Here is a 25,484-nt window from a genome sequence, read left to right on the forward strand (position 1 = left end):
CGGCCGCGGCCTTGGCGGCGGCGTCGCGCTGCGCGGACTGGCTGGCCTCGCTTTCCCGGCGGGCCAAGGCCTCGCGTTCGGCTTCGGCGCGTTCGGCGGCGCGCGCGGCGTAAGCGGACTGATGCCGGCGCCGCGCCTGGTCGCCGGTCTCCGGCGGCGGCGCGACGCGGGTGCCGCTCACGGTGATCGAGTCCAGCGTCTCGCCTTCGTCCGCGGCGGCTTCCTCGGCCACCACGGGGGCGGCGGGGAAGGCATCGGCCAGGGCCTCGGCGGGCGCCGCTGCGCTCGGCGGCGGCGGGGGTTCGGGCGCGGGCGGCGGCGGGGGAGGCGGCGGCAGCGGTGCCTGCCGCTCGCTGCGCATCTGCGCGGGCTGGGCCGGCGGCGGCGCCGGGGGCGGCGGAGGCGCCAGCCGGGGTTCGGGAAGTTCGATGTCCATCCGCGGCGTCGATTCCGGCAGCGGACGATGGGCCGGGGACTGTTCGGCCTGCGGTGCTACGGTGGGCGCCAGCGGCGGGCGCAGCTGCACGCCGATGCCGACCGCGAGCACGGCGGCCGCGGCGGTACCGATGGCCCAGGTCGGCAGCCACGGCAGGATCCGCTTCGGCGCGCGCGCGCGCGGGCGCTCGCCGGGGGCGGCGGCGACCGCGTCGGTCGCCGCCGCCAGGATCGCGGCATCCAGCCGCGACGGCGGTTCCCCGGCCGGCAGGGCGCGCAGGACCCGGGCCAGGGCGATCTCGTCGTCCTGGAGCGGCTGCTTGCGCGGGTCCTGCGGCTGGGTCACGGGCGGTTCAATCCTGGCTGATCGCGACGTCCGGGTCGCGGGCGGGGCTCAGGCTGCGCGCCTGCGCCAACAGTTGCAAGAACTCGCCGCGGTAGCCCCAGGCATCGTTGCCGCGGGCACCGCGCGCCAGCGCCTCCACCTGGTCCCAGGTGAAGCCGTTGCTGTGCCGGCCACCGCGCAGCAGGTCGGCGTAGGCGGCCACGGCGGCGGCGAAGCGCAGGTCTTCGCTGGCTTCCGTGCGCACGTCGCCGCGCGTCACCGGGCGCTCCATCAGCACGCTCTTGTCCTCGCCCGGCCGCTTGTAGCGCAGCTTGAGGAAGGCGAGCTCCGAGCCCTTCGGTCCCGCGGCGGCGGGCGCCGAATAGCGCAGCGGATCGCTGGACTCGCAGCCCATGCCGACCAGGCAGACTTCGTACAGCGCGGTCACGTCGTGGCCGGCGCCGATCTCGCCGGCGTCGACCTGGTCGTTGTTGAAGTCCCCGCGCGCCAGGGTGCGGTTCTCGTAGCCCACCAGGCGGTATTCCGCGACCTGGGCCGGGTTGAATTCGACCTGGATCTTCACGTCGCTGGCGATGGTGAGCAGGGTCGAACCCATTTCCTCGACCAGGACCTTGCGGCCTTCCATCAGGTTGTCGATGTAGGCGTGGTTGCCGTTGCCCAGGTCTGCCAGCTTCTCGGCCAGCGCGTCGTTGTAGTTGCCCATGCCGAAGCCGAGCGTGGTGAGGGCGACGCCGGACTCGCGGCCGGTCTCCACCTTCGTCTCGAGCGCGCGCTGGTCGTAGATGCCGACGTTGAAGTCGCCGTCGGTGGCCAGCACGATGCGGTTGACGCCGCCCTCGATGAAGGCCTGCTTCGCCATCGCGTAGGCGAGGTCGATGCCTTCGCCGCCGTTGGTGGAGCCGCCGGCCTCGAGCTGGCCCAGCGCGGCCAGGATCTCGCCGTGGCGGTCGCCCGGCGTCGGCGGCAGCACCAGCCCGGCGCTGCCGGCGTAGACCACGATCGAGACGCGGTCCTGCGCGCGCAGGCGCGGCACCAGCTGGCGGAAGCTTTCCTTGAGCAGCGGCAGCTTCTCGGGCGTGGACATCGAGCCCGAGGTGTCGATCAGGAACACCAGGTTCGACGCGGGGATGTCCGCCGCGGCGACCTCGTAGCCCTGGATGCCGACCTGCATCAGCAGCTTCTTCGCGTGCCAGGGCGAGGGCGCCAGTTCGGTGCGCACGCTGAAGGGCTGGCTGCGGTCGGACGGCGCGACGTAGCCGTAGTCGAAGTAGTTGATCATCTCCTCGACCCGCACCGCATCCTTGGGCGGCCGCTGGCCCTGGGCCAGCATGCGGCGCACGTTGCTGTAGCTGCCGGTGTCGACGTCGATGGAGAAGGTGGACACCGCGTTCTCGGCGGTGCGGACGATGCCGTTGTCCTCGAAGGCGGCGTAGTTCTCGGTGTTGGCCTCCGGCGGCGCGACCACCGGCGCAGGCATGCCCGCGTAGGCCGCGGCCGGGACGGGCGGCGCCGGGGGCGCCGGTGGCGCCATCACCATCATGCGGCGCGCTTCCGCCTCGCGCACGCGGGTGCCGGTGACGGTGATCGAATCGAGCGCAGCGGATTCCTGGGCCAGGACCTGTTCGGCCTGGGCCTTCTCGGTGCGGACCTGGTCGGACTTCTTGGCGCAGCCGGCGGCGACGGCAAGGGCGAGGCAGCTGATCATGAGCGGACGCATGGTGGAGCTCCTGTCTGGGGTGGCGCCGTCTTCAACGTGCCGCGGCGCGAAACGGGGTTGAGGGCTCATGGCCGCAGCCTCGCGCGCAGCTTGTCCATGGCGTAGCGCAGGCGCGACTTCACCGTTTCCCGGCCGACGCCGGTGATCTCGCCGATCTCCTCCAGGCTCAGCTCCTGCTCGAGCCGCAGCAGCACCACCTCGCGCTGGTCCTCGGGCAACTCCTCCAGCGCCAGCTGCAGGCGGCGGCGCTCCTCGAAGGCCGACAGGCTGCGCTCGGGGGAATCGGGGTCGGGCAGCCGCTCGGCCAGCTCGGTGGCGTCGCCGGGCGCGTCCGGGCGGTGCTGCTTCGCCCGCCAGTGGTCGGCGACCCGGTTGTGCGCGATCTGGTAGAGCCAGGTCGCGAACTTCGCCTCGGGGCGGTAGCGCTCCCGGGCCGTGATCACCCGCTGCCAGGTGTCCTGGAAGAACTCCTCGGCCAGGGCGGCATCCCGCAGCTGCCGGGTGAGGTGCCGGAACAGCGGTCCGCGGTGGCGGGCGTAGAGGGTCTGGAACGCCCCGACGTCGCCGGCCCCGTAGGCCAGCATCAGCGCTTCGTCGGTGGACTCCTCCTGCATGCCGGGAAGCGTACGGGCTTTCGCCGGGCGCGAGAAGCTGGCCAGCCGGCGCTCACGTTGGCGGGCCGGGCCGGGTCTACACTGGCGCCATGGCGCCACGCCTCTTCCACGACCCCGACGACGGCAGTGGGCCCGAAGGGCCCCGGGGCGGCTGGCTGTTGCCGGGTTCGCACTGGTGGGCGGCGCTGGCGGTGCTGGCGCTGGGCCTGTATTTCAGCTTCAACACGCTGCAGACCGAGCGCGGCCGCGACCTGAGCCGGCGGCAGGCGGAAGTGCAGGCCGACCTGTCCGATTTCCGCGCGCGCCTCGAGACCGACCTCTACGCCAGCGTGGCCCTGGTGCGCGGCCTGGCGGTGCAGGTGTTGTTGAACGAAGGCATCACCGATGCCGAGTTCCAGGCCATCGCCGAGGAGCTGCTGCGCGGCCAGCCCCACATCAACAACCTCTCGCTGGCACCGGGCTTCGTGCTCACCGACATCTACCCGCTGGCCGGCAACGAGGCCGCGCTGGGGCTGGACCTGCTGGCGGACCCGGTGCAGAAGCACGCCGTGTTCCAGGCCATCCGGCTCGACGAGCCGGTGCTGGGCGGGCCCTTCGAAGCCGTGCAGGGCGGCACCGTGCTGGCCGTGCGGATCCCGCTCTGGGTGGACGTGGACGGCGTGCCCCGGCTCTGGGGTGCCGTGAGCATGACCCTGGACCACGAGCGCATGCTGCGGCGCGCCGGCATCGGCAAGCTCGAGAAGTCGCTGCAGCTTTCGATCATCGGCCGCGATGCGCTGGGGCCGGGCGGCGAGCCGATCCGCGGCGAGCGCATCCCCGTCGCCGCCAACGCGGTGAAGGTGCCGGTGTTCCTGCCCGGCGGCAGCTGGCTGCTCTCGGCGGTGCCGCGCGAGGGCTGGCATGAGCCGGGCACCTGGCTGTCGCCCTTGTTCCTGGTGCGCCTCGGGCTGAGCCTGCTGGCCTCGCTGGCGATCGCGCGCATCCTGCACGACCGCCGCCGCATCAAGCACCTCGCCGGCGTGGACGCGCTGACCCGGCTGCCGAACCGGCGCTGGGCGCTGCGCCACCTCGACCGCATGATCGCCCGCGGCCAGCGCGGCGGCCCCGGCTTCGCGCTGATGTCGCTCGACCTCGACGGCTTCAAGCCGGTGAATGACACCCACGGCCACGCCGCCGGCGATCGCCTGCTGTCCGAACTGGCGCGGCGCCTTGCCGACGCCGTGCGGCCCGGCGACATGGTCGCGCGCATGGGCGGCGATGAATTCCTGGTGCTGGTGACGATGCCGCCCGGCACCGACGACGACTGGGTGCAGGCGATGGCGGCGCGGCTGCGCGAGGCGATCCGGCAGCCGGTGCCCATCGGCGACCACTGGATGATGGTGGGCACCAGCATCGGCATCGCCCGCTTCCCCGCCGATGGCAGCCGCGCCGAGGTGCTGCTGCACCTGGCCGATGCGGCGATGTATCGCGCCAAGCAGGGTGGCGGCCCGGGCATCGCCTTCCACGCACCGGCGCTGGCGCCGGCGGACTGATCAGTCCGGATCGGGTTCGACCCGCAGCCGCAGGCGACCCTCGGCCAGCCGGGCCTCGAGCGCATCGCCGGCGCGCACCTGGTCGGCGCGCCGAACCACCGGCCCGCCATCGCCCTCGCGCAGGATGCTGTAGCCGCGCGCCAGCGTGGCCAGCGGGCTGACGCTGGCGAGGGCGCGGGCCAGGCCGGCCAGGCGCAGGCGGCGCGGCGGCAGCAGCCGGTCGGGCGCGTTCGCGAGCGCCTGGCCGAGCAGCTGCAGGCGGTGGCGCTGCTCCTGCAGGCGCCGGCGCGGGTGCTGCTGGTCCAGGCGCCGCAACAGGCGGGCGGCGCGTTCGGCGCGGGCGGACAGCGCCTGCGCCACGGCCAGGTCCAGGCGATGCTGCAGCTTCGCCAGCCGGCCGCGGCCGCGCTCGAGCCGCAGCTGCGGGCGCAGCGCCTGCAGCTTCAGGAAGGCCTGGTCGGCGCGCTGGGCGCGGGCCGCGTTCATGCGGGCGAGCAGCGCCTGCAGCTGGCGGTGGCGCTGCGCCAGCCGCGCCTGCAGTTCGCCCTGCTCGGGCACCAGCAGCTCGGCCGCGGCCGAGGGCGTGGGCGCGCGCAGGTCGGCGGCGAAGTCGCTGAGGCTGGTGTCGATCTCGTGGCCCACGGCCGAGACCACCGGCACCGGCGAGGCCGCGATCGCGCGCGCCAGGGCTTCGTCGTTGAAGGCCCAGAGATCCTCGAGCGAGCCGCCGCCGCGGGTGAGCAGCAGCACGTCGTAGCGGCCCGAGCCGGCGGCGCGGCGCAGCATGTCCAGGATCTGCGCGGCGGCGCCGTCGCCCTGCACCGGCACCGGCAGCACGTCCACGGGCAGCAGCGGGAAGCGCCGGCCCAGCACGCTGAGCACGTCGCGCACCGCAGCGCCGCGCGGCGAGGTGATCACGCCGAGGCGGCGGGGGAAAGCGGGCAGGGGGCGCTTGCGGGCGGCCTCGAACAGCCCCTCGGCGGCCAGCCTGGCCTTGAGCTGCTCGAAGGCCCGGCGCAGGGCGCCTTCGCCGGCCTCTTCCATGTGGTCGAGCACCAGCTGGTAGTCGCCGCGCGCTTCGTACAGCGTCAGGCGGCCCCTCGCCAGCACCTGCAGGCCGTCGCGCGGCGCGAACCGCAGCGCCTGCGCCTTGGGCTTGAACAGCGCGCAGCGGACCTGGGCCCGTTCGTCTTTCAGCGTGAAATAGGCGTGGCCGGAGGCCGGGCGGGAGAAATTGCTGATCTCGCCCTCGACCCAGACCTGCGGGAAGCTGCCCTCGAGCAGGTCGCGCGCCAGCGCATTGAGCTGGGACGGGCGCAGGACCTGGCGTTCGCGGGCAAGTGAAGACATGGCGGGCGGGCGGGACGGCCGGACAGGATACCCCGGGGCGTTCGTCACCGGGGTAGGGCGCGGGCACCGGCCCGGTCTAAACTGTGGCGGCCACGAGGATCCCCCATGAGCGATAGCTACAAGCGGCTTTGCGAAGGCCTGCCGGCCGCCACCGGCGGTGCCGGCTTCGCGACCGAACCCCGCAAGGTCAAGGCCTGGGTCGCGGCGCTGCCGCGCGCCAACGCCCAGGCCACCGAACAGGAGCTGGCGCGCGCGCTGGCCAGCCTCGCCTCGCAGCGGCTCGAAGGCGGCGCCCGCCTGGGTGCGCTGGAGGAATTGCGCGCCGCGGCGATCGAATCGATCACCCTGCTAGAACGCCAGTTCAACACCAGCCCGCTGCCGCTGCCGCCGGACAAGGCGCGCGCGGCCGCGGTGGCGGAGTCCTTCCACGTACTGCTGGCGCATGCGTATCGCGGGGCGGCGGCCGACCTGTGCGCGCCGGCCGGCAGCGTGCCCTTCCTGCGCGGCGGCGCGGTGCTGACGGCGCTCGAGCGCGCAGCCTGGCACTACGCGCGCGCGCTGGCCATGGCCTGGCGCGTGTATCGCCCGGCGTCCGCCGGCGTGTGGCAGGGCCTGCATCGCGTGCACCGCTTCGCGGCCCAGCTCAAGCTCGACCGCAAGGCCACCGAGGACAAGCTCGCCGGCGGCAATTTCGACGTCAACACGCTGTACGTGCAGGCGCTGCTGCTGGCGGCGGTGAATCCCTACGCCTTCGGCCAGGCCGAGCAGGACAGCCTGTGGCCGATCGCGCGCGCGTTCACCGCGCGCTGCGGCCTGGTCGAACAGGCGCCCGACGGGCTGGCGCCGGTCGTGCCGGACGACGCCGACCGCGGCCCGGGCACCGGCGCCGGCGAGGAATCGCATTCGCTGTGGCTCGACCTGCGCGCCTTCGCCGACGAAGTCGAGCGCGCGCTGTCGCGGGTGCGCGACGGCCAGTCCGAGATCGTGCCGGCCGCGGGCCCGGGCTTCCGCGTCGGCAACGACCTGCTGATCCGCCTGCGCCGCGCCTTCGGCCAGATCGCCGCGCGCGGTCTGGTGCGCTTGCCGGCCGGGCATCGCCTGGACACCGTGCTGGGCCTGAGCGGCCTGCACTATTTCCTCGCCGGCCAGCGCGATTTCGACACCTTCATGAAGCAGTCGGCGCAGGGCACCGTGCACGTGATCGCCGGTGCGGCCTGGACCCAGGGCGCGGCCAGCATGACCAAGGTGCCGCGCTTTACCGGCAAGGTGCTCGACCAGAGCCTGGGCGGCTACCGCATGGCCTGGGCCAGCGCCGAGCAGGCGCGCGCCCGCGTGGGCGAACTGGTCGGCCTGAACTTCGGCGACGAAGGCGAGGAGCAGGCCTGGATGGTCGGCGTGATGCGCTGGCTGCGCTACGAGGACGACGGCAGCCTGTCGGCCGGCGTCGAGCTGCTGTCGCGGCGTTCGAGCGCGGTAGCGCTGCGCGTGGTCAGCGCCGACGGCGGCAATCGCCAGGTGAACCGTGCGATCGAGGTGTTCCCGATCGACGGCACGCCGGGCCGCTGTTTCGTCGCCAATGCGGTGATCGAATCGGGCAGCCGGGTCGAGGTGATCCACGACCTTTCCAGCCATTTCCCCGAGCTCGCGCCGCGCGGCGCCGACCTGCTGCCCGACGTGGAGGTGCTGCTCAACGCCGGCGACTACGTGCTGCTGGGCGAACGCCAGCCGGAGGCGACGGCATGAGCGAGGCCCGTTCGCAGCCGCGCCGCGATACCCGCGGCGTCGAGGTCGGCAAGGTCCGCATCGGCGGCGGCGCCCCGGTGGTGGTGCAGTCGATGACCAACACGGATACCGCCGACATCAATGCCACCGTCAAGCAGGTGGCCGAACTCTGGCGCGCCGGCTCCGAGCTGGTGCGGGTGACGGTGAACAACCCCGAGTCCGCCGCCGCGGTGCCGCGCATCCGCGACAAGCTCGACATGATGAACGTGCCGGTGCCGATCGTCGGCGACTTCCACTACAACGGCGACCGCCTGCTGGCGGCCGAGCCGGCCTGCGCCGAGGCGCTGGCCAAGTACCGCATCAACCCGGGCAACGTCGGCTTCGGCAAGAAGAAGGACACCCAGTTCGCGGCCATCGTCGAGAAGGCGATCGAGTTCGGCAAGCCAGTGCGCATCGGCGTGAACTGGGGCTCGCTGGACCAGGCGCTGTCGGCGCGGCTGATGGACGAGAACGCCGCCCGCGCCCAGCCCTGGGACGCCGCCCGCGTGCTGCGCGAGGCGCTGGTGGTGTCGGCGCTGGAATCGGCCGAGCGCGCGGTCGAGATCGGCCTCGCGCGCGAGCGCATCGTGCTCTCGGCCAAGGTCAGCGGCGTGCAGGAGCTGATCGCCGTGTATCGCGACCTGGCCGCGCGCTCCGATTTCCCGCTGCACCTGGGCCTGACCGAGGCCGGCATGGGCAGCAAGGGCATCGTCGCCTCGGCGGCGGCGCTGGCGGTGCTGATGCAGGAAGGCATCGGCGACACCATCCGCATCTCGCTGACGCCCGAGCCCGGCGCGCCGCGCGCGCTGGAGGTGCAGGTGGCGCAGGAGCTGCTGCAGACGATGGGCCTGCGCGCGTTCACCCCGCTGGTCACCGCCTGCCCGGGCTGCGGCCGCACCACCTCGGAGTTCTTCCAGGTGCTGGCGCAGAAGGTGCAGGAGCACGTGCGCGGCCAGATGCCGGTGTGGAAGCTCAAGTACCCGGGCGTCGAGAACCTGTCGCTGGCGGTGATGGGCTGCGTGGTGAACGGCCCGGGCGAGTCCCGGCACGCCGACATCGGCATCTCGCTGCCGGGCACCGGCGAGGCGCCCTCGGCGCCCGTGTTCATCGACGGCGAGAAGGCCATGACGCTGCGCGGCGAGAACATCGCCGACGACTTCGTGGGCGTCATCGACGACTACGTGGCCCGGCGCTACGGCGGGGCCTGACCGGGGCCCGGCGGACCCGTGGACGGCCGCCGGGGCAAGCGTGAGAATGGCGGGGCATCCAACCAGACAGGGGAACCACGATGCGCAGTACGAAGAACGGAGTGGCCTGGCTCTTCGCCGGCCTGATGATGGCGGGCGCCGGCAACGCGGCGGCCGATGCCTCGGTGGCGAAGCGGCTGGACGAGCGCGGCGTCAAGTACGAGGTGGACATGGATGGTGACTACAAGGTCACCTACAACTACGCCAAGGAAGGGCGCACCCAGCTGGTGTTCGTCTCCGGCGGCACCGAGTCGGTGGCGGGCTTCACCGTGCGCGAGGTCTTCTCGCCGGCGGCGCGCGTTGCCAACGACGGCATCGACGGCGCCAAGGCGCTGGAGCTGATGGCCGAGAGCCGCCAGAACAAGCTCGGCGCCTGGGAGCTGGCGGGCGACGTGCTGTACTTCGTCATCAAGCTGCCCGACGAGATCAGCGCCGCCGAGCTCGAGTCGGCCATGGACATCGCGGCCGAGACCGCCGACGACATGGAGATCGAATTCTCCGGCGACCGCGACGACCTCTGAGTCGCTGCGGGTGGCATCGCCCGGGCACCGTCAGCGCTGCTGGGTGCCCGGGTTGATCTCGGGGTCGGTGACTGCCTGGCGTGCCAGCCGGGCTTCGCGCCGCGCGATGTAGACGTTCGAGCCGAAGATGATCGCCGCGCCCAGCACGGTCCAGCGGTCGAGCACTTCGTCGAACAGGAAGTAGCCCAGCACCGCCACCACCAGCACCTGCAGGAAGCTGATCGGCGTGAGCATCGAGGCCTCGCCCAGCTTCATCGCCCGGGTCCAGAACATGTGCGCGGTGGTGCCGAGGAAGCCCGCCAGCACGATCCACAGCCAGGTGATGCCGACCGGCGTCTCCCAGACCATCAGCGCCGGCACCAGCGACATCGGCACCCAGATCATCGTGGTGTAGAGCACGATCGCGTCCGGGTGCTCGGTGCGCGAGAGGAATTTGATCGAGATCGCCGCGCTGGCGCTGGCCACCGCCGCCAGCACCGCCACCAGGCTGCCGGCGGTGAAGTCGTCGCTGCCCGGCCGCACGATCACCAGCACGCCCAGGAAGCCCACGATCACGGCGGTCCAGCGCCGCGCGCGCACCACTTCGCCCAGCACGATCACGGCGGCGATGGTCACGAACAGCGGGCTCGAGTACGACAGCGCGATCGCCTGCGCCAGCGGCAGGTGCACGATCGCCCAGAAGCCGGCCAGCATCGACACCATGCCGATCGCGCAGCGGCCGGTGTAGAAGCCGAGCTTGTCGGTGCGCAGGATCGCCGGCCCGTGCTTGAACAGGATCGGCAGGATGAACACCAGGCCGAAGAAATTGCGGAAGAAGGCGATCTCGAAGGCGTGCAGCTGCTCCGACGCCAGGCGGATGCAGACCGCCATGAAGCCGAACAGCACGGTGCCGATGGTCATCAGCGCGACCGCGCGCGGCACGTCCACGGGGCGGTTGCCGGGGGCGTTCAAGCGGCGTCGTCGAAGCGGGCGCCGATGATGCGGGGCTCGGGCTCGAGCGACACCCCGAAGCGTTCGCGCACCGAGGCGGCGATCCGGCGCGCCAGGCCCAGCAGCTCGGCGCCGCTGGCTTGGCCATGGTTCACCAGCACCAGCGCGTGCTGCGCGGCGACGCCGGCATCGCCCTCGCGGAAACCCTTCCAGCCGCAGGCCTCGATCATCCAGCCGGCGGAAAGCTTGCGCTGGCCCTCGGGGCCGGGGAACACGGGCAGGGCGAGGTGCTCCGCCTTCAGCGCGTCGGCCTGGGCCGCGTCGACCACCGGGTTCTTGAAGAAGCTGCCGGCATTGCCCAGCAGCGCCGGGTTCGGCAGCTTGCGGGTGCGCAGGCGGCTGATGGCCTCGGCCACGTGCACCGCGCGCGGCGTCGCCACGCCCATCGCGGCCAGCTCTTCCTTCACCCCGGCGTAGTCGAGCCGCAGCTCGCGCTGGCGCGGCAGCCGCAGCTCGATGGCGGTGACCACCCAGCGGTCGGCCTCGCGCTTGAACAGGCTGTCGCGGTAGCCGAAGGCGCAGTCCTCGCGCGCCAGGCGCTTCACCTGCCCGGTGTCGCGCTGGAAGGCCTCGACGGCTTCGATGAACTCGCCGACCTCGACGCCGTAGGCGCCGATGTTCTGGATCGGCGAGGCGCCGACGGTGCCCGGGATCAGGGCCATGTTCTCGAGGCCCACCAGCCCGCGCGCCAGCGTCCAGCCCACCAGGTCGTTCCAGGCCAGGCCGGCCTCGGCGCGCACCAGGGCGGTGTCGCCGTCGTCCTGGACGATGCGCACGCCGGCCATCGTCAGGCAGATGGCCACGCCGGGGAAATCGCCGGCGAACAGCAGGTTGCTGCCTTCGCCCAGCACCAGCACCGGGCCCTCGCGCAGCATGGCGAACTCGAACAGTTCGGCCAGGGCGTCGGCACGCGACACGTCGGCCATCATCGCGGCGCGGGCGGCGACGCGGAAGGTGTTGCGGCCGGCGAGGGAAACGTTCTCCGCCAGCTGGTAGCCAGTCATGCCGGGCCGCCCTCGCGCCGGCGACGGATCGCGTCCACGCACTCGCCGATGAGGTCGGGTCCGCGATAGATCAGGCCGGTGTAGAACTGCACCATCAGCGCGCCGGCGGTGATCTTTCCGGCCGCGTCGGCGCCGCTAAGGATGCCGCCGACGCCGACGATGGGGATGCTGTCGGCCAGGCGCGCGCGCAGGCGGCGCATCACCGCGGTGGACTTGCCGTACAGCGGCTGGCCCGAGAGGCCGCCGGTTTCCTTGGCCAGCCGGTGGTGCTCGACCGGCAGGCGGTCGACGGTGGTGTTGGTGGCGACCACGCCGTCCACCTGCATGTCGCTGAGCACGCGGGCGCAGGCGTCGATGTCGTCGTCGGACAGGTCGGGGGCGATCTTCACCAGCATCGGCACGCGCTTGCCGTGCTGGCTGGCCAGCTTCTCCTGGGCCTCGCGCAGGCCGCCGACCAGGTGGCGCAGGGCCTGTTCTTCCTGCAGTTCGCGCAGGCCGGCCGTGTTGGGCGAGGAGATGTTGACCGTGACGTAATCGGCCAGCGGGTACACGCGCTCGAGGCAATACGCGTAATCGTCGAGTGCGTCCTCGTTCGCGGTGTCCTTGTTCTTGCCGATGTTGATGCCAAGCAGGCCGTGCTGGCGGCGCGCCTTCGACACGTTGGCCACCAGCGCATCCACGCCGGCGTTGTTGAAGCCCAGGCGGTTGATGACGGCGTTGTGCTCGGGCAGCCGGAACATGCGCGGCTTCGGGTTGCCGGCCTGCGGCCGCGGCGTGGTGGTGCCGACCTCGACGAAGCCGAAGCCCAGCGCCAGCAGCGCGTCCACGTGCTCGCCGTTCTTGTCCAGCCCGGCGGCGCAGCCGACCGGGTTGGGGAAGCTCAGCCCGAAGGCCTTGGTCACCAGCGGCTTGGGGCGGCTGGCCAGCAGCGGGTTGAGCCCGGTGCGGTAGGCCGCCTCGAGCGCGCGCAGGCCGAGGCCGTGCGCCTTCTCGGCATCAAGGTGGAACAGGAACGGGCGGGCGAGGGCGTACATCCGGTCGGCGCCTCAGAGCTGTCCGCTCAGTCCCAGCGCGCCCAGCAGCACCGCGAGCCCGCCGAAGAACAGGATGACCGCCAGCAGGGCCAGGATGCTGAGCGCGATCGCGGTCCAGCCCAGGATCAGGCCGGCGATGGCCATGCCGTCGCCGTCCATCGTGCCCGCGCTGCGGCGGATCTCGGCGCGGGCCATGTGGCCGCAGATCACCGCGGCCAGGCTGCCGAGCCACGGCAGCAGGGTCCAGCCGAGGATGCCGCCGACCAGCGCGACGATGGCCAGCGGGCTGGTCGGGCGACCGGCCGGCACGGGCGCGGGGGCCGGCGCCGGGGGCGGTTCAGGCGCCGGCGGCGAGGGCGGGGCGGGCGGCAGCATGGGCTCGGACACGGTCGATCCTCAGAGGTCGAACTTGATGCCCTGGGCCAGCGGCAGCGCGTTGGAGTAGTTGATGGTGTTGGTCTGGCGGCGCATGTAGACCTTCCACGCGTCCGAGCCGGACTCGCGGCCACCGCCGGTATCCTTCTCGCCGCCGAAGGCGCCGCCGATCTCGGCGCCGGAGGTGCCGATGTTGACGTTGGCGATGCCGCAGTCCGAGCCGGCCGACGACAGGAACTGCTCGGCCGCGCGCAGGTCGGTGGTGAAGATCGACGAGGACAGGCCCTGCGGCACGGCGTTCTGCAGCTCTATCGCCTCGTCCAGGGTCGAGTACTTCATCACGTACAGGATCGGCGCGAAGGTCTCGGTCTGCACGACCTCGGCGCTGTTGGCCAGGCCGGTGACGATGGTGGGCAGCACGAAGTTGCCCGGGCGGTCGATGCGGGCGCCGCCGGTCTCGATCTTGCCGCCCGCGGCCTGGGCCTTGGCCACGGCGTCGAGGTAGGCATCCACGGCGTCGGAACTGTTGAGCGGGCCCATCAGGTTGGCCGGGTCGGTCGGGTCGCCGATCTTCTTCTCGACCTGTTTGTAGGCCGCGACCAGCTTGGCCAGCACGTCGGCGTAGATCGATTCGTGCACGAACAGGCGGCGGGTGGTGGTGCAGCGCTGGCCGGCGGTGCCGACGGCGCCGAAGGCGATGGCCGGGATCGCCAGCTTCAGGTCGGCCGACGGGTCGACGATGATCGCGTTGTTGCCGCCCAGCTCAAGCAGGCTGCGGCCCATGCGGCGCGCCACGCGCTCGCCGACCATGCGGCCGACTTTGGTCGAACCGGTGAAGCTGATCAGCGGGATGCGCTTGTCGTCCACGAAGGTCTGCGCCAGCTCGGTGCCGCCGTCGTTGAACAGGAAGAAGATGTCCGGGAAGCCGCCGGCCTTGAGCGCCTCGTTGCAGATCTTCATCGAGGCGATCGCCGACAGCGGGGTCTTGGGCGAGGGCTTCCAGATGCAGATGTCGCCGCAGACGCCGGCCAGGAACGAGTTCCAGGCCCACACCGCGACCGGGAAATTGAACGCGCTGATGATGCCGACGATGCCAAGCGGCTGGTACTGCTCGTACATGCGGTGGCCCGGGCGCTCGGAGTGCATGGTCAGGCCGTAGAGCTGGCGCGAGAGGCCGACGGCGAATTCGCCGATGTCGATCATCTCCTGCACCTCGCCGTCGCCTTCCGGCTTGGACTTGCCCATCTCCAGCGCCACCAGCGAACCCAGCGCGTCCTTGTGCTTGCGCAGCGCGTCGGCGCACAGGCGGATCGCTTCGCCGCGCTTGGGCGCCGGGGTGGTGCGCCAGACCTTGAAGGCGGCCTGGGCGCGCTCGAGGATCAGGTCGTAGTCGGCCTGCGAGGACGCGTGCACCTTGCCCAGCACCTCGCCGTTGCTCGGGTTCACCGGCTCGATGACGCCGGCATCGCGGGTCTTGGACCACTCGCCGTTGCCAAGGTAGGTGCCGGATTCGACCTCGGACAGGCCGAGCGCGGTGAGGACGGGGTGGGTCATGGAAAGCTCCGGTTGCGGTTGGCCGGCATGCGGCCAAGGGGGAAAGTGGCGGCCCCGATACGATTCGAACGTACGACCTTCCCCTTAGGAGGGGGACGCTCTATCCAGCTGAGCTACGGGGCCAAGCCGGTGAATTATCGCAGAAACCCCGGGCCGGCCCCAGCGCCGTCGGCCGGGGGCAAGAGCGTCGCCGCAGGCCCGTCCAATGGCGAAACGAAGCCGTCGCTGCCCAGGCCGGCGTCGGCGAAGGCGGCGCGCATGGCGTCGACGGCGCGCGCGGCCATCGCGGCGTCCTCGCACCAGGCGAACACGCTGGGGCCCGCGCCGGACAGGCTCGCGCCCATCGCGCCGGCGTCCATCGCGGCCTGCTTCACCGCCGCGAAGCCCGGCACCAGCGGCGCGCGCCGCGGCTCCACCAGGTCATCGCGCAGTCCGGCGCGCACCAGCGCCGCGTCGCCGCGCTCGCAGCCCAACAGCACCTGCGAAAGATTCGCGGTCTGCCGGACCAGCGCGGCCAGCGGGTAGGGCGCGGCCAACACCTCGCGGGCACGCAGGGTCTCGAGCACGAAATGCGGGTGCACCAGCGCGCAGTGCCAGGCGGCGGGCGGGGAGATCCGCAGCAGGCGTTCCGGGGTGGCGAGCACCAGCCCGCCCAGCAGCATCGGCCCGACGTTGTCGCCGGTGCGCGCGCCGCTGGCGACCGACTCACCGGCCAGTGCATGCGGGTACAGCGCCTCGCGCGGCAGCGGCGTCGGCAGCAGCGCATTCGCCGCCACCAGCGCCGCCACGCAGGATGCCGCCGAGCCGCCCATGCCCGAGCCCAGGGCGATGCCCTTGTCGAGCTCGAGTTCGAAACCGTGGCCCAGGCGCTCGGCCGCGAGCAGCGAGAGCAGCGCCGCGCCGGCGGTATTGGCGGACGGTTCCCGCGGCAGGTCGGTGACGACGCCGCGGATCGCCGTGATGCGCACGCCCGGGCGCGCGCACCGCCGCACGGTGGCGATGTCGCCGGCCCCGCGCACGCTGTGCCCCAGCAGGTCGAACCCGACTGCGACATTGCCCACCGAGGCCGGTGCGAAGGCGCGGGCGGTGGCTTGCGGGTCGGCGGCGGCAGTCGGGGTGGAAGTCACGCGGTCAGGGCCAGGTCCGGGGGGCGGTATCTTGCCCGGCCGGCGGGCGCGCCGTGGCTGCGGGGCGTGAAAAGAGAAAGGCCGGACGCGAGGTCCGGCCTTTCGGGTACGTGGTGGAGAGGATGGGGATCGAACCCACGACCTCATCGATGCGAACGATGCGCTCTCCCAGCTGAGCTACCCCCCCACGGAAGGTCCGCGAATTATACGGATGCCATGTCGCCATGGCTAGCCGTCCGTTTCAGGCGGCGGGGATGAGCGGCGCCAGGGCCGGTTCCAGCAGTTCGCGGCGCCAGCCGGCGAGCGCGGGCGGCCAGCCGCGGCCCTCCAGCAGGGCCTCGAGGTGGCGGCGTGCGCAAAGCAGGCCTTCGGGCAGGCCCTGCGACTGCGCCACCGCGGCCACGGCGTCCTGCATCGCCCGCACCTTCTGCTTGTCGAGGCTGTCGGCCTTGAGCAGGGGCAGGGCGAGGTCGGCCTCGGACAGCGGCGCGTTGACCACGTCGTAGAGCGCGCCGCGCGATTTGCGCGGGGCCTTGGGGTGGCGGTCGAGCACGGCGTTGAAATCGCCCTGGTCCGCCGGCGGGCGACGCGCGAGCGCCACGGCCAGCTCGTTGTCGATGATCCAGCTCTTGGGCTTGTCGCTGCGGCGCGCTTCCTGGTCGCGCCAGCGCAGGATGCGGCACAGGCGCGCCTGGGCCTCGGCATCCAGGCCCTGGGCGCTGCGCAGCGACAGGTGCGGCCAGGGCTCGTCGCTTTCATCCGCGGCATTGGCCAAGGCGCGTTCGGCGTCCGCGTTCAGCCACGCGTGGCGGCCCAGTTCGAACAGCTTGGCGTCGAGCAGGGCGTGCACGGCATGCAGGTGGCGCACGTCGTCGGCGGCGTATTCGCGCTGCGACTCGCTCAGCGGGCGCCGCAGCCAGTCCGAACGGGTCTCGCCCTTGGCCAGGGTGATGCCGGTGACCTGTTCGACCAGCTTCTGGTAGCCCAGTCCGGCCCCGAGGCCGACCAGGGCCGCCGCCACCTGGGTATCGAACAGCGGCGCGGGCAGGGCGGCGCAGCCGCGCTGCAGCGCCTGCAGGTCCTCGCTGGCGCTGTGCATGAGCTTGGTGACCGTGGGGTCGACCAGCAGCGGGCGCAGCGCCGCGTCCATGCCGGGCACCAGCGGGTCCACCAGCAGGATGTCGCCGGGGATGGCCAGCTGCACCAGGGCCAGCTGCGGGTAGTAGGTGCGTTCGCGGATGAACTCGGTGTCCAGGGCCACCAGGGGCTGGCCGGACCAGCGTTCGAGGCGTTCGGAGAGGGCTTGCGGGGTGTCGATCCAGAGGCTCAAGGGCGGTGACTGTGGTTGCCAGAAGCCGGCACCTTAGCCTAAGTTCGGGCCGTCCACGTCCCCGGGTCGTCCCGGGCGCCCACGAGCGAAGATGAAGCACACCCTGAGATTCCCGTTCCCGGCCTGGCTCCTGGCCTGCGCCGTGCTTGCCGGCTGCGGTGCCCCGGAGGAGTCGGCCGCGCCGGTCGAACCGGAGACCGTGGACCCGGCCGAACTCGAGGCCGGGATCGCCGTCGAGGAGGCCGCGCCGGGGCCCGCGCCCGAGGTGCCGGCCTGGACGCCGGCGGTGGTGCCGGTCGAGCCCGGCCAGTTCCGCGAGAACCTGCGTGCGGCGGGCGTCGCGATCGAGGAAGGCCGGCTGCTGGCGACGCTGTCGACCCCGGCCGCGACCGCCGACGCCGCGGACGGCGCCGCGGACGGCGCGTCCCCGGAGGCGGAAGACGCCGAAGATCCCGGTGCGCTGGAGCTCTATCTCGGCATCGTCGCCACCGATGCCGAGCACCGCGAGGCCAACGCCGGCATCGATGCCGTCACCACCCAGCTGGTCTTGCAGGGCCGCGCCGCGCTCGCCGATGGCCGCGTGCTCGAGGCGCAGCAGATCGAACGCGTGCTGGTGCGCGCGCGGCCCCAGCATCCCGACCTGGCCAGCTACCGCACCGCCATCGAGTCCGCGCTGCAGGCCCAGGCGCTGGTGCAGCTGGGCGACACCCGCGTGCGCGGCAACCGCATCTTCAAGCCCGAAGGCAAGGGCGCCGTGGTGGCCTACCGCGAGGCGCTGCAGGCCTTCCCCGGGTTCCTGCCGGCCCGCGACGGGCTGGCGCGGCTGCAGGCCACCTGGCTGGACCGGGCGCTGCAGGCGGCGCAGTCGGGCGAGTACGCCGAGGCCGAGCGACTGCAGGCCGAAGCCGCGCGCATCGTTGCCGACTCGCCGGCGCTGCAGGACATGGCGGCGCGCATCGTCGAGCTGCGGCAGGCGCGCACCGAGCAGCTGCTGGCCCAGGGCCACGCCGCGGTGGATGCGCTGGACTTGGAGCTGGCGGCGCGACGCCTGGCCGAGGCCGAGCGCGCTTCGCTGCAGGCGCGCGGGCTGGACGGCCTGAACGAGCGCATCGAACTGGCGCGGCACTACGGCCGCTTCCGCCCCGGCCAGGTGTTCCGCGACCCGCTGGCCGCCGGGGGCGAGGCGCCGGAGATGATCGTGCTCGCGCACGGGGCCTTCCGCATGGGATCGCCCGAGGGCGAGCGCGACCGGCAGGCGAACGAAGGGCCGCAGCACGAAGTGGCGTTCACGCGCGGCTTCGCGATGGCGCGCAACGAAGTGACCGTGGCCGACTTCGGCCGTTTCGTCGAGGCCACGCAGTACCGCAGCGTGGCCCTGCGCCGGGGCGGCTCCACCGTCTACGACGAGCGCGGCGGCGTGATGGGCGAACACCGCGGCGTCGACTGGCGCCGCGACCACGCCGGCCGCAAGGCCGCGCCGGAGCTGCCGGTGGTGCACGTCGCGTTCGAGGACGCCGAGGCCTACGTCGCCTGGCTGTCGGCCCAGACCGGCCAGCGCTATCGCCTGCCCAGCGAGGCCGAGTTCGAGTACTCGCTGCGCGGCGGTCGCGACGAGGCCTACGCCTGGGGCGACGCGGCCCCGACCCGCGTGGTCGGCAACCTCACCGGCGACGGCGACACCTCGCGGCTGGGCCGGCGCTGGTCCAACGCCATCCCCGGTTACGCCGATGGCCACTGGGGCCCGGCGCCGGTGCGCAGCTTCCCGGCCGAGGCCTTCGGCACCTTCGACCTGATCGGCAACGTCTCGGAGTGGGTGCAGGACTGCTGGCACGACAGCTACCGGCGCGCGCCCGGCGACGGCACGGCCTGGGTCAACCCGGGCTGCAGCGAGCGGGTGATCCGCGGCGCGTCCTGGGCCAGCACGCTGGACCGCGCGCGCTCGGCCTACCGCCAGCCCAGCGCCGCCGCGACGACGCACGCGCGCCTGGGCTTCCGGGTGGTGCGCGACATCTGAGGCCCGCCGCGGGCCGGCGCACCTCAGCGCGTGCGGGACTTGGCCGCGGACTTCTCGCGCGCCTTGGCCCGCGCTTTCGGCGGCGGCGAGGCGACGTTGCCCAGGCCACTCTGCAGCGAGCGCCAGATCTCGAGGTTGCGCTCGGCCAGCTGGTTGAGCAGGCCCCACGGCGCCTGGCCGACGAGGTTGCCAACGTGGCCGCGGAACTGCTGCTGCTGGTCGAGGAAGAACTGCAGGCTGCGCTCGAGGAAGCCACCCAGCAGGCCCTGCAGCGAATCGCCGCGGAACCGGATCACCTGCACCAGCAGTTCATTGGTGAAGATCGGCTGCCCGTGCTCCTCGTGCTCGGCGATGATCTGCATCAGCACGTTGCGGGTGAGGTCGCCGCCGGTCTTCGCGTCGCGCACCACGAACTCCTCGCGGTCGACGATCAGCTGGCGGACGTCCTCGAGCGTGATGTAGCTCGAGATCCCCGTGTCGTAGAGGCGGCGGTTCGGATACTTCTTGATGATGCGCGTTTGCGTCATGGATGCACCGGGAGTTCGACGGCCGCGGCGGCGTCGGGGGCCTGAAGCATCCCCCAGCGCTGACGTCCATGCAAGCGACTTTGGCCGCTATTCCAGCGCCTTCACGTAAGGGCGGCAGGATCACTCACGGGGTGGCCGGAACTGGCGGGGATGCGGCCCGGATCGAAGCGATCGGCGGCTCGCCTCAGGGCAGGTTCGGGCGCACCGCCGACGTCCAGCGCCGCGGCCGGCTGCCCGAGGAAGCGCCAGGCCGCGGCGAGCGCCGGCCAGGGGTCGGCGTCGTCCACCGGCAGCGCCTGCAGCGACTTGCCAAGCTTCCGCCCGGTGGCGTCGAGCACCAGCGGCAGGTGGGCATAGTGCGGCGTGGGAAGGCCCAGCCGCTGCTGCAGCAGGATCTGCCTCGGGGTCGAATCGAGCAGGTCGGCCCCGCGCACGACGTGGGTAATGCCCTGGTCGGCATCGTCGACCACGACCGCGAGCTGGTAGGCCCAGAGGCCATCCGCGCGCTTGAGCACGAAATCGCCGACGGCCGTGTCCAGCGCCTGCCGGTACGGACCCTGCAGTTCGTCCTCGAAGCCGAGGGTCAATGCCGGCACGCGCAGCCGGATCGCCGGCGTGCGCGCCGGGTCGCCGGCGCCGACGCACCGGCGATGGATGCCGCCGACCGCCTCGAGCTCGCTGCGGCTGCAGCGGCAGGCGAAGGCTTCGCCGGCCGCGAGCAGGCGGTCCAGCGCGGCCTGGTACAGGTGCCCGCGCTGGCGCTGGCGGACCACGGGTCCGTCGGGCGGCATGCCGAAAGCCGCCAGCGTGTTCAGCTGCCGGTCGGCCGCACCGGGAACTTCGCGCGGCGCATCGATGTCCTCCATGCGCACGATCCACTCGCCGCCCGCGCGCCGGGCCATCATCCAACTGCCCAGCGCCGCCACCAGCGAGCCGAAGTGCAGCGGGCCGGTGGGCGAGGGCGCGAAGCGTCCGCGGTAGGGGGTCGGCATGGTCAGCAAGACTTGAAATTCACGCCGCGAGATTACATTCAAGCCACGTGCCGCGTCCCGCGGCCCCATCCGGAATCCTGGACCCCATGTTCAAGCGCATCGCACTTTTCCTCGCCACCAACCTCGCCGTGATGGTGCTGCTGGGCATCGTCCTGAGCGTCCTGCAGGGCGTGTTCGGCGTCTCGCTCGGCAACAACGGCCTGCTGCTGGTGATGGCCGCCGTGTTCGGCTTCGGCGGTTCGCTGTTCTCGTTGGCCATCTCCAAGTGGGTGGCCAAGCGCACCACCGGCATGCACCTGATCGAGCAGCCGCGCAACGAGGGCGAGGCCTGGCTGTACAACACCGTCAAGCGCCAGGCCGAGGCCGCCGGCATCCGCATGCCCGAGGTCGGCATCTACGACGCGCCCGAGATCAATGCCTTCGCGACCGGTCCCAGCCGCAACAACTCGCTGGTGGCGGTGTCCACCGGCCTGCTGCGGGCGATGGACCGCGACGAGGCCGAGGCGGTGCTGGCGCACGAGGTCAGCCACGTCGCCAACGGCGACATGGTGACGATGGCGCTGATCCAGGGCGTGCTCAACACCTTCGTGTTCTACCTGGCGCGGGTGGTGGGCCGCATCGTCGACGGCTTCATCAGCGGCAACCGCGAGGGCGGTGGCGGCGGGCTGGCGTACTACGCGATCGTGTTCGCGCTGGAGATCGTGTTCGGCCTGCTGGCCTCGGTGATCACGATGTGGTTCAGCCGCTGGCGCGAGTTCCGCGCCGACGCCGGCGGTGCCCACCTGGCCGGTCGCGAGAAGATGATCTCGGCGCTGGAAAAGCTGGCCCGCACCTACGGCCAGAGCACCCTGCCGAGCCAGGTCCGCGCCTTCGGCATCTCCGGCAGCGTCGGCCCCGGCCTCAAGCGCCTCTTCATGTCCCACCCGCCCCTGGCCGAACGCATCCAGGCCCTCCGCGACGCGTCCGCTTCGGCGGGAGTTGTTCGCGGATAAATCGGTTTTGACGCGGATTTACGCGGATAAACGCGGATAGAACAAAAGCTGGATAAAAAGATGGGGCGCCGGGTTCACCTGGCGCCCCATTTTTTCAACTCTTGGATGCTTTTGATCTATCCGCGTTTATCCGCGTAAATCCGCGTCCAAAACGCCTTACCCGAAGTCGTAGTTCATGGCGGGGCCGGCGGCGGCCAGGAAGTTGCCTTCGACGAAATCCATGCCCATGCCGAACAGCACGCTCATGGTGGTGGCGTCGGAGACGAATTCGGCCACCGTCTGCTTGCCGGCCGCGTGCGCCTTCTCGACGATGGCGCGGACCTGCTTCTGGATATCCGGGTTCTTGCCCATCTCGGTGATGAAGCCGCGGTCGATCTTGAGGATCGCCGGGTCGAAGTGGGTGAGCATCTGGAACGAATTCAGGCCCGTGCCGAACTGCTCCAGCGCGACGCGGCAGCCCAGCAGCGACAACGCCTTCTGGAAGGACTGCAGCGCCTTGAGGTGGGTGAACACCTTGGACTCCGGGATCTGCACCACCAGCCGGTCGCCGGGCACGCCGAAGGCCTGCAGCTGCTCGGCGATGTGCTTCTCGAGGCCACCCTCGACCAGCGAGGCCGGGGTGATCTTGACGAAGAGGTTGGTGTGCTTGCCTTCCTTCATGCGCTCGGCGATCACGCCGATGGCGTGGCTGACCACCCAGCGGTCGATGTCGTCGAGCAGGCCGTGCTCCTCGGCGATGGCGAGGTAGGTCATCGGCGGGATGACTTCGCCGGCCGGACCCTTCATGCGCAGGTAGACGTCGTAGTTCTCTTCCTCGGCGCCGGTGAGGCTGATGATCGGCTGGTAGTGCAGCACGAACTGGTCGTTGGCCAGGGCCTCGCGGATGCGCTGCACCCAGGCCTGGATGCGCTCTTCCTCGGCGCGGTCGCGCGCGGCGGGGTCGAAGATCTCGATCCGGTTGCCGCCCATGCCGACGCAGGACGCCAGGCACTGGCTGGACTTGCCCATCACCTGCGACACCGAGGCGATCTTCTCGCCGATCTGCACGCCGCCGATGCTCACGCTCGGGTTCACCGAGCGGTCGCCGACCTCGAGGATGTGGCCGTGGAAGGCCTCGCGGATGCGTTCGGCCTGGGCCAGGCTGTGGTTGTGGTCGTGCCCGAGGCAGAGCACGGCGAAGCTGTGGTCGCTCAGGCGCGCCGACACGGTCTCGGCGTCGAGCGCCGAGGACAGGCGGTCGGCGATGCCCTTGATCAGGTCGTCGGCGGCGGCCAGGCCGATCTCGCCGACCAGGTTCTCGTAGTGGTCGGGCTCGACCAGCAGGAAGGCCTGCTGGCCCTTGCCCTCGGTCGCGCGCACGACGGCCGACTCGAGCTCGGTCATGAAGTGCTGGCGGTTGAACAGGCCGGTGAGCGCGTCGCGCTGGCGCAGCGTGTCGAGCTCCTTGACCATGTCCGGGTCGACCGCCTGCTGGCGGAAGACGATCTGCAGGCAGGACTCGCCCTCGTAGGTGGCGTGGGTGAACTCCATCACCGCGTCGAAGGTGCTGCCGTCGCTGCGCTGGGCCTGCAGCTCCATCTGCCGCGGCGGCGATTCGCCCTTGCTGAGCTTCTTGAGCAGCTGCTTGAAGTCATCGGCGTGCTTGCCGCTGATCAGGTCGAGCACCGACAGGCCCTCGATCTCGTCGAAGCCCTCGAAGCCGAACATCTCGAGGTAGGCATCGTTGGCGCGGATGTGCATGCCTTCGTGCACGTAGGCGATCGGGTCGCGCGAGGATGCGATCAGCGCGTCGCAGCGGCGCTCGGTCTCGCGCAGCGAGGCCTCGAGGTGGCGCAGGCCGCGGCGGGCGAGCAGGGCGGCGAACTCGCTGCGCACCACCGCCTGCACGTGCTCCGGGCGGTGGCGGATGGCGATGTCGCGGGTGCCGGCGGCGAGCGCGGCCAGCGCGTTCTTCTCGTCCAGTACGGTGGTGGAGGCGATCACCGGGACGTCCTTGCCGGTGGCGTTGACGTGCTGCACCACCGTTTCGAGCGGCAGGTACTTCGCCTCGAACGAGGCCAGCACCATGTCCACGCTCTGCGAGCCGAGCAGGCTCACCAGTTCTTCCTCGGATTCGGGCCGCTGCGGACGCACGGCCATGCCCCCGTTGCGCAGGTGGCTGATCAACTGTTCCGCATCCTCCAACCGGTCTTCGACCAGGAGCAGGCGGATCACGGCATCCTGCTGTGCCATCGAGGGGGTGCTCCTTTATCCATCAAAGGCTTGCGAGGGGGGATTGAGACAATACCAAAAGTCCCGTCAGGTAAACCATCCGACTTTCACCCGAGCGATGCCACCGGCAGCTTTGCCGGGGCCCCGGCCACCTCCCGCACCAGCCGCGGGACGAGGTAGCCCGGCAGCCGGGCCGACAGGGCGGCGTGCAGGGCCAGCGCCTCGGCATCGGGCACTTCGAAGTGGGCTGCCCCGGCCACCCGGTCCAGCTGGTGCAGGTAGTAGGGCAGCACGCCGGCCTCGAACAGGCGTTCGGACAGCCCGGCCAGGGCGGCCACGTCGTCGTTGACCCCGCGCAGCAGCACGGCCTGGTTGAGCACGGTGGCGCCGGCCCGGCGCAGTTCGCCCAGGGCCCGGGCCACCCCGGCGTCGATCTCGTGGGGGTGGTTGGCGTGGATCACGACCACCCGCTGCTGGGGCAGGTCCGCCAGCCAGGCCAGCAGGCCGTCGTCCACCCGCTCGGGCAGCACCACCGGCAGGCGGGTGTGCAGGCGCAGGCGCCGGACGTGGGGCAGGCCGGCCAGGCCTTCGGTGAATTCCGCCAGCTTGGGCGTCGCCAGCGACAGCGGGTCGCCGCCCGAGAGCAGCACCTCGTCCAGGCCCGGGTCGGCCGCGAGGTAGGCCAGGGCCTCGCGCCACTGGCCGGCCGCGGCGGTCTCCTCGCCGTAGGGGAAATGGCGGCGGAAGCAGTAGCGGCAGTGGATGGCGCAGCTGCCGGTGGCCACCAGCAGGGCGCGGCCCTCGTATTTATGGACGATGCCCGGGCCGCCGCGGGCGGCGCGGTCGCCGACGGCATCGAGCACGAAGCCCGGCACCACCCGGTCCTCGTCGTCGAGCGGCAGCACCTGGCGAAGCAGCGGGTCATGGGGGTCGCCGTGGCGCATGCGGGCCACGAAGCCGCGCGGCACCCGGAGCGGGAACTGGGCCGCAGCGGTGTCGGACACCCGCGCGGCGAGCGCCGGCAGGCCGACCAGTTCAAGCAGCTCCCGCGGATCGCGGACGGCGTCGCGCCACAGCCGCTGCCACCGGGTCGGGGCGTCGGCGGCGGCAGGCTGCGTCGGAACGGGGTTGGCGGTTATCATGTCGGGCTTGGACGGAGGCCACGGGCCCCCGGAAGACCCCCATTGTAGCCGCGCAGCCCCCGGATCGGCCGGCGGACCGGCCCAGACACCAGGAGCAAGGCATGGCCAGCTATGGCATGAACGACGTCAAGAACGGCATGAAGATCATCGTCAATGCCGAGCCGTGCGTGATCACCGATACCGAGTACGTCAAGCCGGGCAAAGGCCAGGCCTTCACCCGCGTGAAGTACCGCTTCATCAAGTCCGGCCGCAGCGTCGAGCTCACCATGAAGGCGACCGACAGCCTCGAGGCCGCCGACGTCGTCGACACCGACATGCGCTTCCTCTACGCGGACGGCGAGTTCTGGCACTTCATGGACCCCGAGACCTTCGACCAGGTGCAGTGCGACGAGGCCGGCATCGGCGAGACGAAGAACTACCTCAAGGGCGAGGAAGACTGCGTCGTCACCCTGTGGAACGGCACCCCGATCGCGGTGCAGGCGCCCAACTTCGTCGAGCTCAAGATCATCGAGACCGACCCGGGCCTGCGCGGCGACACCTCGGGCGGCGGCGGCAAGCCGGCCAAGCTCGAGACCGGCGCCGTGGTGCGCGTGCCCCTGTTCGTGAACCAGGACGAGGTCATCAAGGTCGACACCCGCTCCGGCGAGTACGTCTCCCGGGTGAAGTGAC

At 71.8% G+C, this 25,484-nt stretch carries 22 protein-coding genes and 2 tRNA genes; 7 read left to right on the plus strand and 17 right to left on the minus strand.

The window, feature by feature from the left end:
- The 3 genes from N787_RS09945 to N787_RS09955 all read right to left on the minus strand — a co-directional run.
- Nucleotides 1–781 (minus strand): hypothetical protein (locus tag N787_RS09945; RefSeq protein ID WP_034213348.1); only part of this gene is annotated, 781 nt, incomplete at its 3' end.
- 7 nt (nucleotides 782–788) lie between these two features.
- Nucleotides 789–2,498 (minus strand): vWA domain-containing protein, encoded by a 1,710-nt coding sequence (locus tag N787_RS09950; protein ID WP_052575352.1) that lies wholly within the window; start codon nucleotides 2,496–2,498, stop codon nucleotides 789–791.
- A gap of 65 nt (nucleotides 2,499–2,563) precedes the next feature.
- Nucleotides 2,564–3,112, minus strand: a complete 549-nt coding sequence (locus N787_RS09955; RefSeq protein WP_034213350.1) for an RNA polymerase sigma factor — start codon at nucleotides 3,110–3,112, stop codon at nucleotides 2,564–2,566.
- Between the two features lie 89 nt (nucleotides 3,113–3,201).
- On the opposite strand from N787_RS09955, the gene N787_RS09960 reads away from it, so the two are divergent.
- Entirely contained in the window at nucleotides 3,202–4,644 is a 1,443-nt protein-coding gene (locus tag N787_RS09960; RefSeq protein ID WP_034213352.1) for a diguanylate cyclase domain-containing protein, read from the plus strand.
- On the opposite strand, the gene xseA is transcribed toward N787_RS09960, so the two are convergent.
- Complete coding sequence (gene xseA / locus N787_RS09965; protein ID WP_034213354.1) at nucleotides 4,645–5,994, minus strand: exodeoxyribonuclease VII large subunit; 1,350 nt, start codon at nucleotides 5,992–5,994, stop codon at nucleotides 4,645–4,647.
- A gap of 105 nt (nucleotides 5,995–6,099) precedes the next feature.
- On the opposite strand from xseA, the gene N787_RS09970 reads away from it, so the two are divergent.
- From N787_RS09970 to N787_RS09980, 3 genes are all read left to right on the plus strand, one after another.
- The gene (locus N787_RS09970) at nucleotides 6,100–7,737 is read left to right on the plus strand and encodes a hypothetical protein (RefSeq protein WP_034213356.1); all 1,638 of its coding nucleotides are present in this window, start codon (nucleotides 6,100–6,102) and stop codon (nucleotides 7,735–7,737) included.
- Entirely contained in the window at nucleotides 7,734–8,963 is a 1,230-nt protein-coding gene (gene ispG / locus N787_RS09975; RefSeq protein WP_034213405.1) for a flavodoxin-dependent (E)-4-hydroxy-3-methylbut-2-enyl-diphosphate synthase, read from the plus strand. Before N787_RS09970 ends, ispG begins: the two co-directional genes overlap by 4 nt.
- A gap of 80 nt (nucleotides 8,964–9,043) precedes the next feature.
- Nucleotides 9,044–9,523, plus strand: a complete 480-nt coding sequence (locus tag N787_RS09980) for a hypothetical protein (RefSeq protein ID WP_052575353.1) — start codon at nucleotides 9,044–9,046, stop codon at nucleotides 9,521–9,523.
- A gap of 30 nt (nucleotides 9,524–9,553) precedes the next feature.
- On the opposite strand, the gene N787_RS09985 is transcribed toward N787_RS09980, so the two are convergent.
- The 9 genes from N787_RS09985 to rnd all read right to left on the minus strand — a co-directional run bounded on the left by N787_RS09985 (nucleotide 9,554) and on the right by rnd (nucleotide 16,937).
- The gene (locus N787_RS09985) at nucleotides 9,554–10,474 is read right to left on the minus strand and encodes a DMT family transporter (RefSeq protein WP_425387867.1); all 921 of its coding nucleotides are present in this window, start codon (nucleotides 10,472–10,474) and stop codon (nucleotides 9,554–9,556) included.
- The gene (gene murB / locus N787_RS09990) at nucleotides 10,471–11,517 is read right to left on the minus strand and encodes a UDP-N-acetylmuramate dehydrogenase (RefSeq protein WP_034213358.1); all 1,047 of its coding nucleotides are present in this window, start codon (nucleotides 11,515–11,517) and stop codon (nucleotides 10,471–10,473) included. Before murB ends, N787_RS09985 begins: the two co-directional genes overlap by 4 nt.
- The gene (locus tag N787_RS09995) at nucleotides 11,514–12,551 is read right to left on the minus strand and encodes a quinone-dependent dihydroorotate dehydrogenase (protein WP_034213361.1); all 1,038 of its coding nucleotides are present in this window, start codon (nucleotides 12,549–12,551) and stop codon (nucleotides 11,514–11,516) included. Before N787_RS09995 ends, murB begins: the two co-directional genes overlap by 4 nt.
- Nucleotides 12,552–12,563: 12 nt before the next feature.
- Entirely contained in the window at nucleotides 12,564–12,860 is a 297-nt protein-coding gene (locus N787_RS10000) for a DUF4190 domain-containing protein (protein ID WP_034213412.1), read from the minus strand.
- Nucleotides 12,861–12,947: 87 nt separating this feature from the next.
- Entirely contained in the window at nucleotides 12,948–14,480 is a 1,533-nt protein-coding gene (gene amaB, locus N787_RS10005; protein ID WP_034213363.1) for an L-piperidine-6-carboxylate dehydrogenase, read from the minus strand.
- Nucleotides 14,481–14,526: 46 nt separating this feature from the next.
- Nucleotides 14,527–14,603: transfer RNA gene (locus N787_RS10010), tRNA-Arg, on the minus strand.
- An 11-nt stretch (nucleotides 14,604–14,614) separates the two neighbouring features.
- The gene (locus N787_RS10015) at nucleotides 14,615–15,607 is read right to left on the minus strand and encodes a homoserine kinase (protein ID WP_052575354.1); all 993 of its coding nucleotides are present in this window, start codon (nucleotides 15,605–15,607) and stop codon (nucleotides 14,615–14,617) included.
- Nucleotides 15,608–15,718: 111 nt separating this feature from the next.
- Nucleotides 15,719–15,794, minus strand: a tRNA-Ala gene (locus N787_RS10020).
- Between the two features lie 54 nt (nucleotides 15,795–15,848).
- Nucleotides 15,849–16,937, minus strand: a complete 1,089-nt coding sequence (gene rnd, locus N787_RS10025) for a ribonuclease D (protein WP_034213365.1) — start codon at nucleotides 16,935–16,937, stop codon at nucleotides 15,849–15,851.
- A gap of 91 nt (nucleotides 16,938–17,028) precedes the next feature.
- Between rnd and N787_RS10030 the strand changes: the two genes are divergently transcribed.
- Nucleotides 17,029–18,951, plus strand: coding sequence for a formylglycine-generating enzyme family protein (locus tag N787_RS10030; RefSeq protein ID WP_052575355.1), 1,923 nt, complete (start codon nucleotides 17,029–17,031; stop codon nucleotides 18,949–18,951).
- Nucleotides 18,952–18,974: 23 nt separating this feature from the next.
- On the opposite strand, the gene phaR is transcribed toward N787_RS10030, so the two are convergent.
- Together phaR and gluQRS are read right to left on the minus strand one after the other, a co-directional pair.
- Entirely contained in the window at nucleotides 18,975–19,478 is a 504-nt protein-coding gene (phaR, locus tag N787_RS10035; RefSeq protein ID WP_034213367.1) for a polyhydroxyalkanoate synthesis repressor PhaR, read from the minus strand.
- 101 nt (nucleotides 19,479–19,579) lie between these two features.
- The gene (gluQRS, locus tag N787_RS10040) at nucleotides 19,580–20,470 is read right to left on the minus strand and encodes a tRNA glutamyl-Q(34) synthetase GluQRS (protein WP_034213419.1); all 891 of its coding nucleotides are present in this window, start codon (nucleotides 20,468–20,470) and stop codon (nucleotides 19,580–19,582) included.
- Between the two features lie 86 nt (nucleotides 20,471–20,556).
- On the opposite strand from gluQRS, the gene htpX reads away from it, so the two are divergent.
- Complete coding sequence (gene htpX, locus N787_RS10045; protein WP_034213376.1) at nucleotides 20,557–21,462, plus strand: protease HtpX; 906 nt, start codon at nucleotides 20,557–20,559, stop codon at nucleotides 21,460–21,462.
- A gap of 156 nt (nucleotides 21,463–21,618) precedes the next feature.
- Here the strand turns inward: htpX and N787_RS10050 are convergent, their stop codons facing one another.
- Together N787_RS10050 and epmB are read right to left on the minus strand one after the other, a co-directional pair.
- Nucleotides 21,619–23,694 (minus strand): GGDEF/EAL domain-containing response regulator, encoded by a 2,076-nt coding sequence (locus N787_RS10050; protein WP_034213377.1) that lies wholly within the window; start codon nucleotides 23,692–23,694, stop codon nucleotides 21,619–21,621.
- A gap of 86 nt (nucleotides 23,695–23,780) precedes the next feature.
- Nucleotides 23,781–24,815 carry an EF-P beta-lysylation protein EpmB gene (gene epmB, locus N787_RS10055; RefSeq protein WP_034213380.1) on the minus strand — a complete coding sequence of 345 codons (1,035 nt, stop codon included), beginning with the start codon at nucleotides 24,813–24,815 and terminating at the stop codon, nucleotides 23,781–23,783.
- Nucleotides 24,816–24,916: 101 nt separating this feature from the next.
- Between epmB and efp the strand changes: the two genes are divergently transcribed.
- Nucleotides 24,917–25,483: an elongation factor P gene (gene efp / locus N787_RS10060; RefSeq protein WP_034213382.1), complete on the plus strand. Its 567-nt coding sequence runs from the start codon at nucleotides 24,917–24,919 to the stop codon at nucleotides 25,481–25,483.
- Nucleotide 25,484 lies beyond the last annotated feature (1 nt).

The sequence above is a fragment of the Arenimonas metalli CF5-1 genome, assembly GCF_000747155.1.
Lineage (GTDB): Bacteria > Pseudomonadota > Gammaproteobacteria > Xanthomonadales > Xanthomonadaceae > Arenimonas > Arenimonas metalli.

Coding starts and splice junctions, on each gene's coding strand:
- N787_RS09980 (WP_052575353.1), top strand. CDS start 9,044: ATGCGCAGTACGAAGAACGGAGTGGCCTGGCTCTTCGCCGGCCTGATG.
- N787_RS09995 (WP_034213361.1), bottom strand. CDS start 12,551: ATGTACGCCCTCGCCCGCCCGTTCCTGTTCCACCTTGATGCCGAGAAG.
- gluQRS (WP_034213419.1), bottom strand. CDS start 20,470: ATGCCGACCCCCTACCGCGGACGCTTCGCGCCCTCGCCCACCGGCCCG.
- htpX (WP_034213376.1), top strand. CDS start 20,557: ATGTTCAAGCGCATCGCACTTTTCCTCGCCACCAACCTCGCCGTGATG.
- epmB (WP_034213380.1), bottom strand. CDS start 24,815: ATGATAACCGCCAACCCCGTTCCGACGCAGCCTGCCGCCGCCGACGCC.
- efp (WP_034213382.1), top strand. CDS start 24,917: ATGGCCAGCTATGGCATGAACGACGTCAAGAACGGCATGAAGATCATC.
- N787_RS10050 (WP_034213377.1), bottom strand. CDS start 23,694: ATGGCACAGCAGGATGCCGTGATCCGCCTGCTCCTGGTCGAAGACCGG.
- murB (WP_034213358.1), bottom strand. CDS start 11,517: ATGACTGGCTACCAGCTGGCGGAGAACGTTTCCCTCGCCGGCCGCAAC.
- N787_RS09950 (WP_052575352.1), bottom strand. CDS start 2,498: ATGCGTCCGCTCATGATCAGCTGCCTCGCCCTTGCCGTCGCCGCCGGC.
- xseA (WP_034213354.1), bottom strand. CDS start 5,994: ATGTCTTCACTTGCCCGCGAACGCCAGGTCCTGCGCCCGTCCCAGCTC.
- N787_RS09970 (WP_034213356.1), top strand. CDS start 6,100: ATGAGCGATAGCTACAAGCGGCTTTGCGAAGGCCTGCCGGCCGCCACC.
- phaR (WP_034213367.1), bottom strand. CDS start 19,478: ATGACGCAAACGCGCATCATCAAGAAGTATCCGAACCGCCGCCTCTAC.
- N787_RS10030 (WP_052575355.1), top strand. CDS start 17,029: ATGAAGCACACCCTGAGATTCCCGTTCCCGGCCTGGCTCCTGGCCTGC.
- N787_RS09955 (WP_034213350.1), bottom strand. CDS start 3,112: ATGCAGGAGGAGTCCACCGACGAAGCGCTGATGCTGGCCTACGGGGCC.
- N787_RS09960 (WP_034213352.1), top strand. CDS start 3,202: ATGGCGCCACGCCTCTTCCACGACCCCGACGACGGCAGTGGGCCCGAA.
- amaB (WP_034213363.1), bottom strand. CDS start 14,480: ATGACCCACCCCGTCCTCACCGCGCTCGGCCTGTCCGAGGTCGAATCC.
- ispG (WP_034213405.1), top strand. CDS start 7,734: ATGAGCGAGGCCCGTTCGCAGCCGCGCCGCGATACCCGCGGCGTCGAG.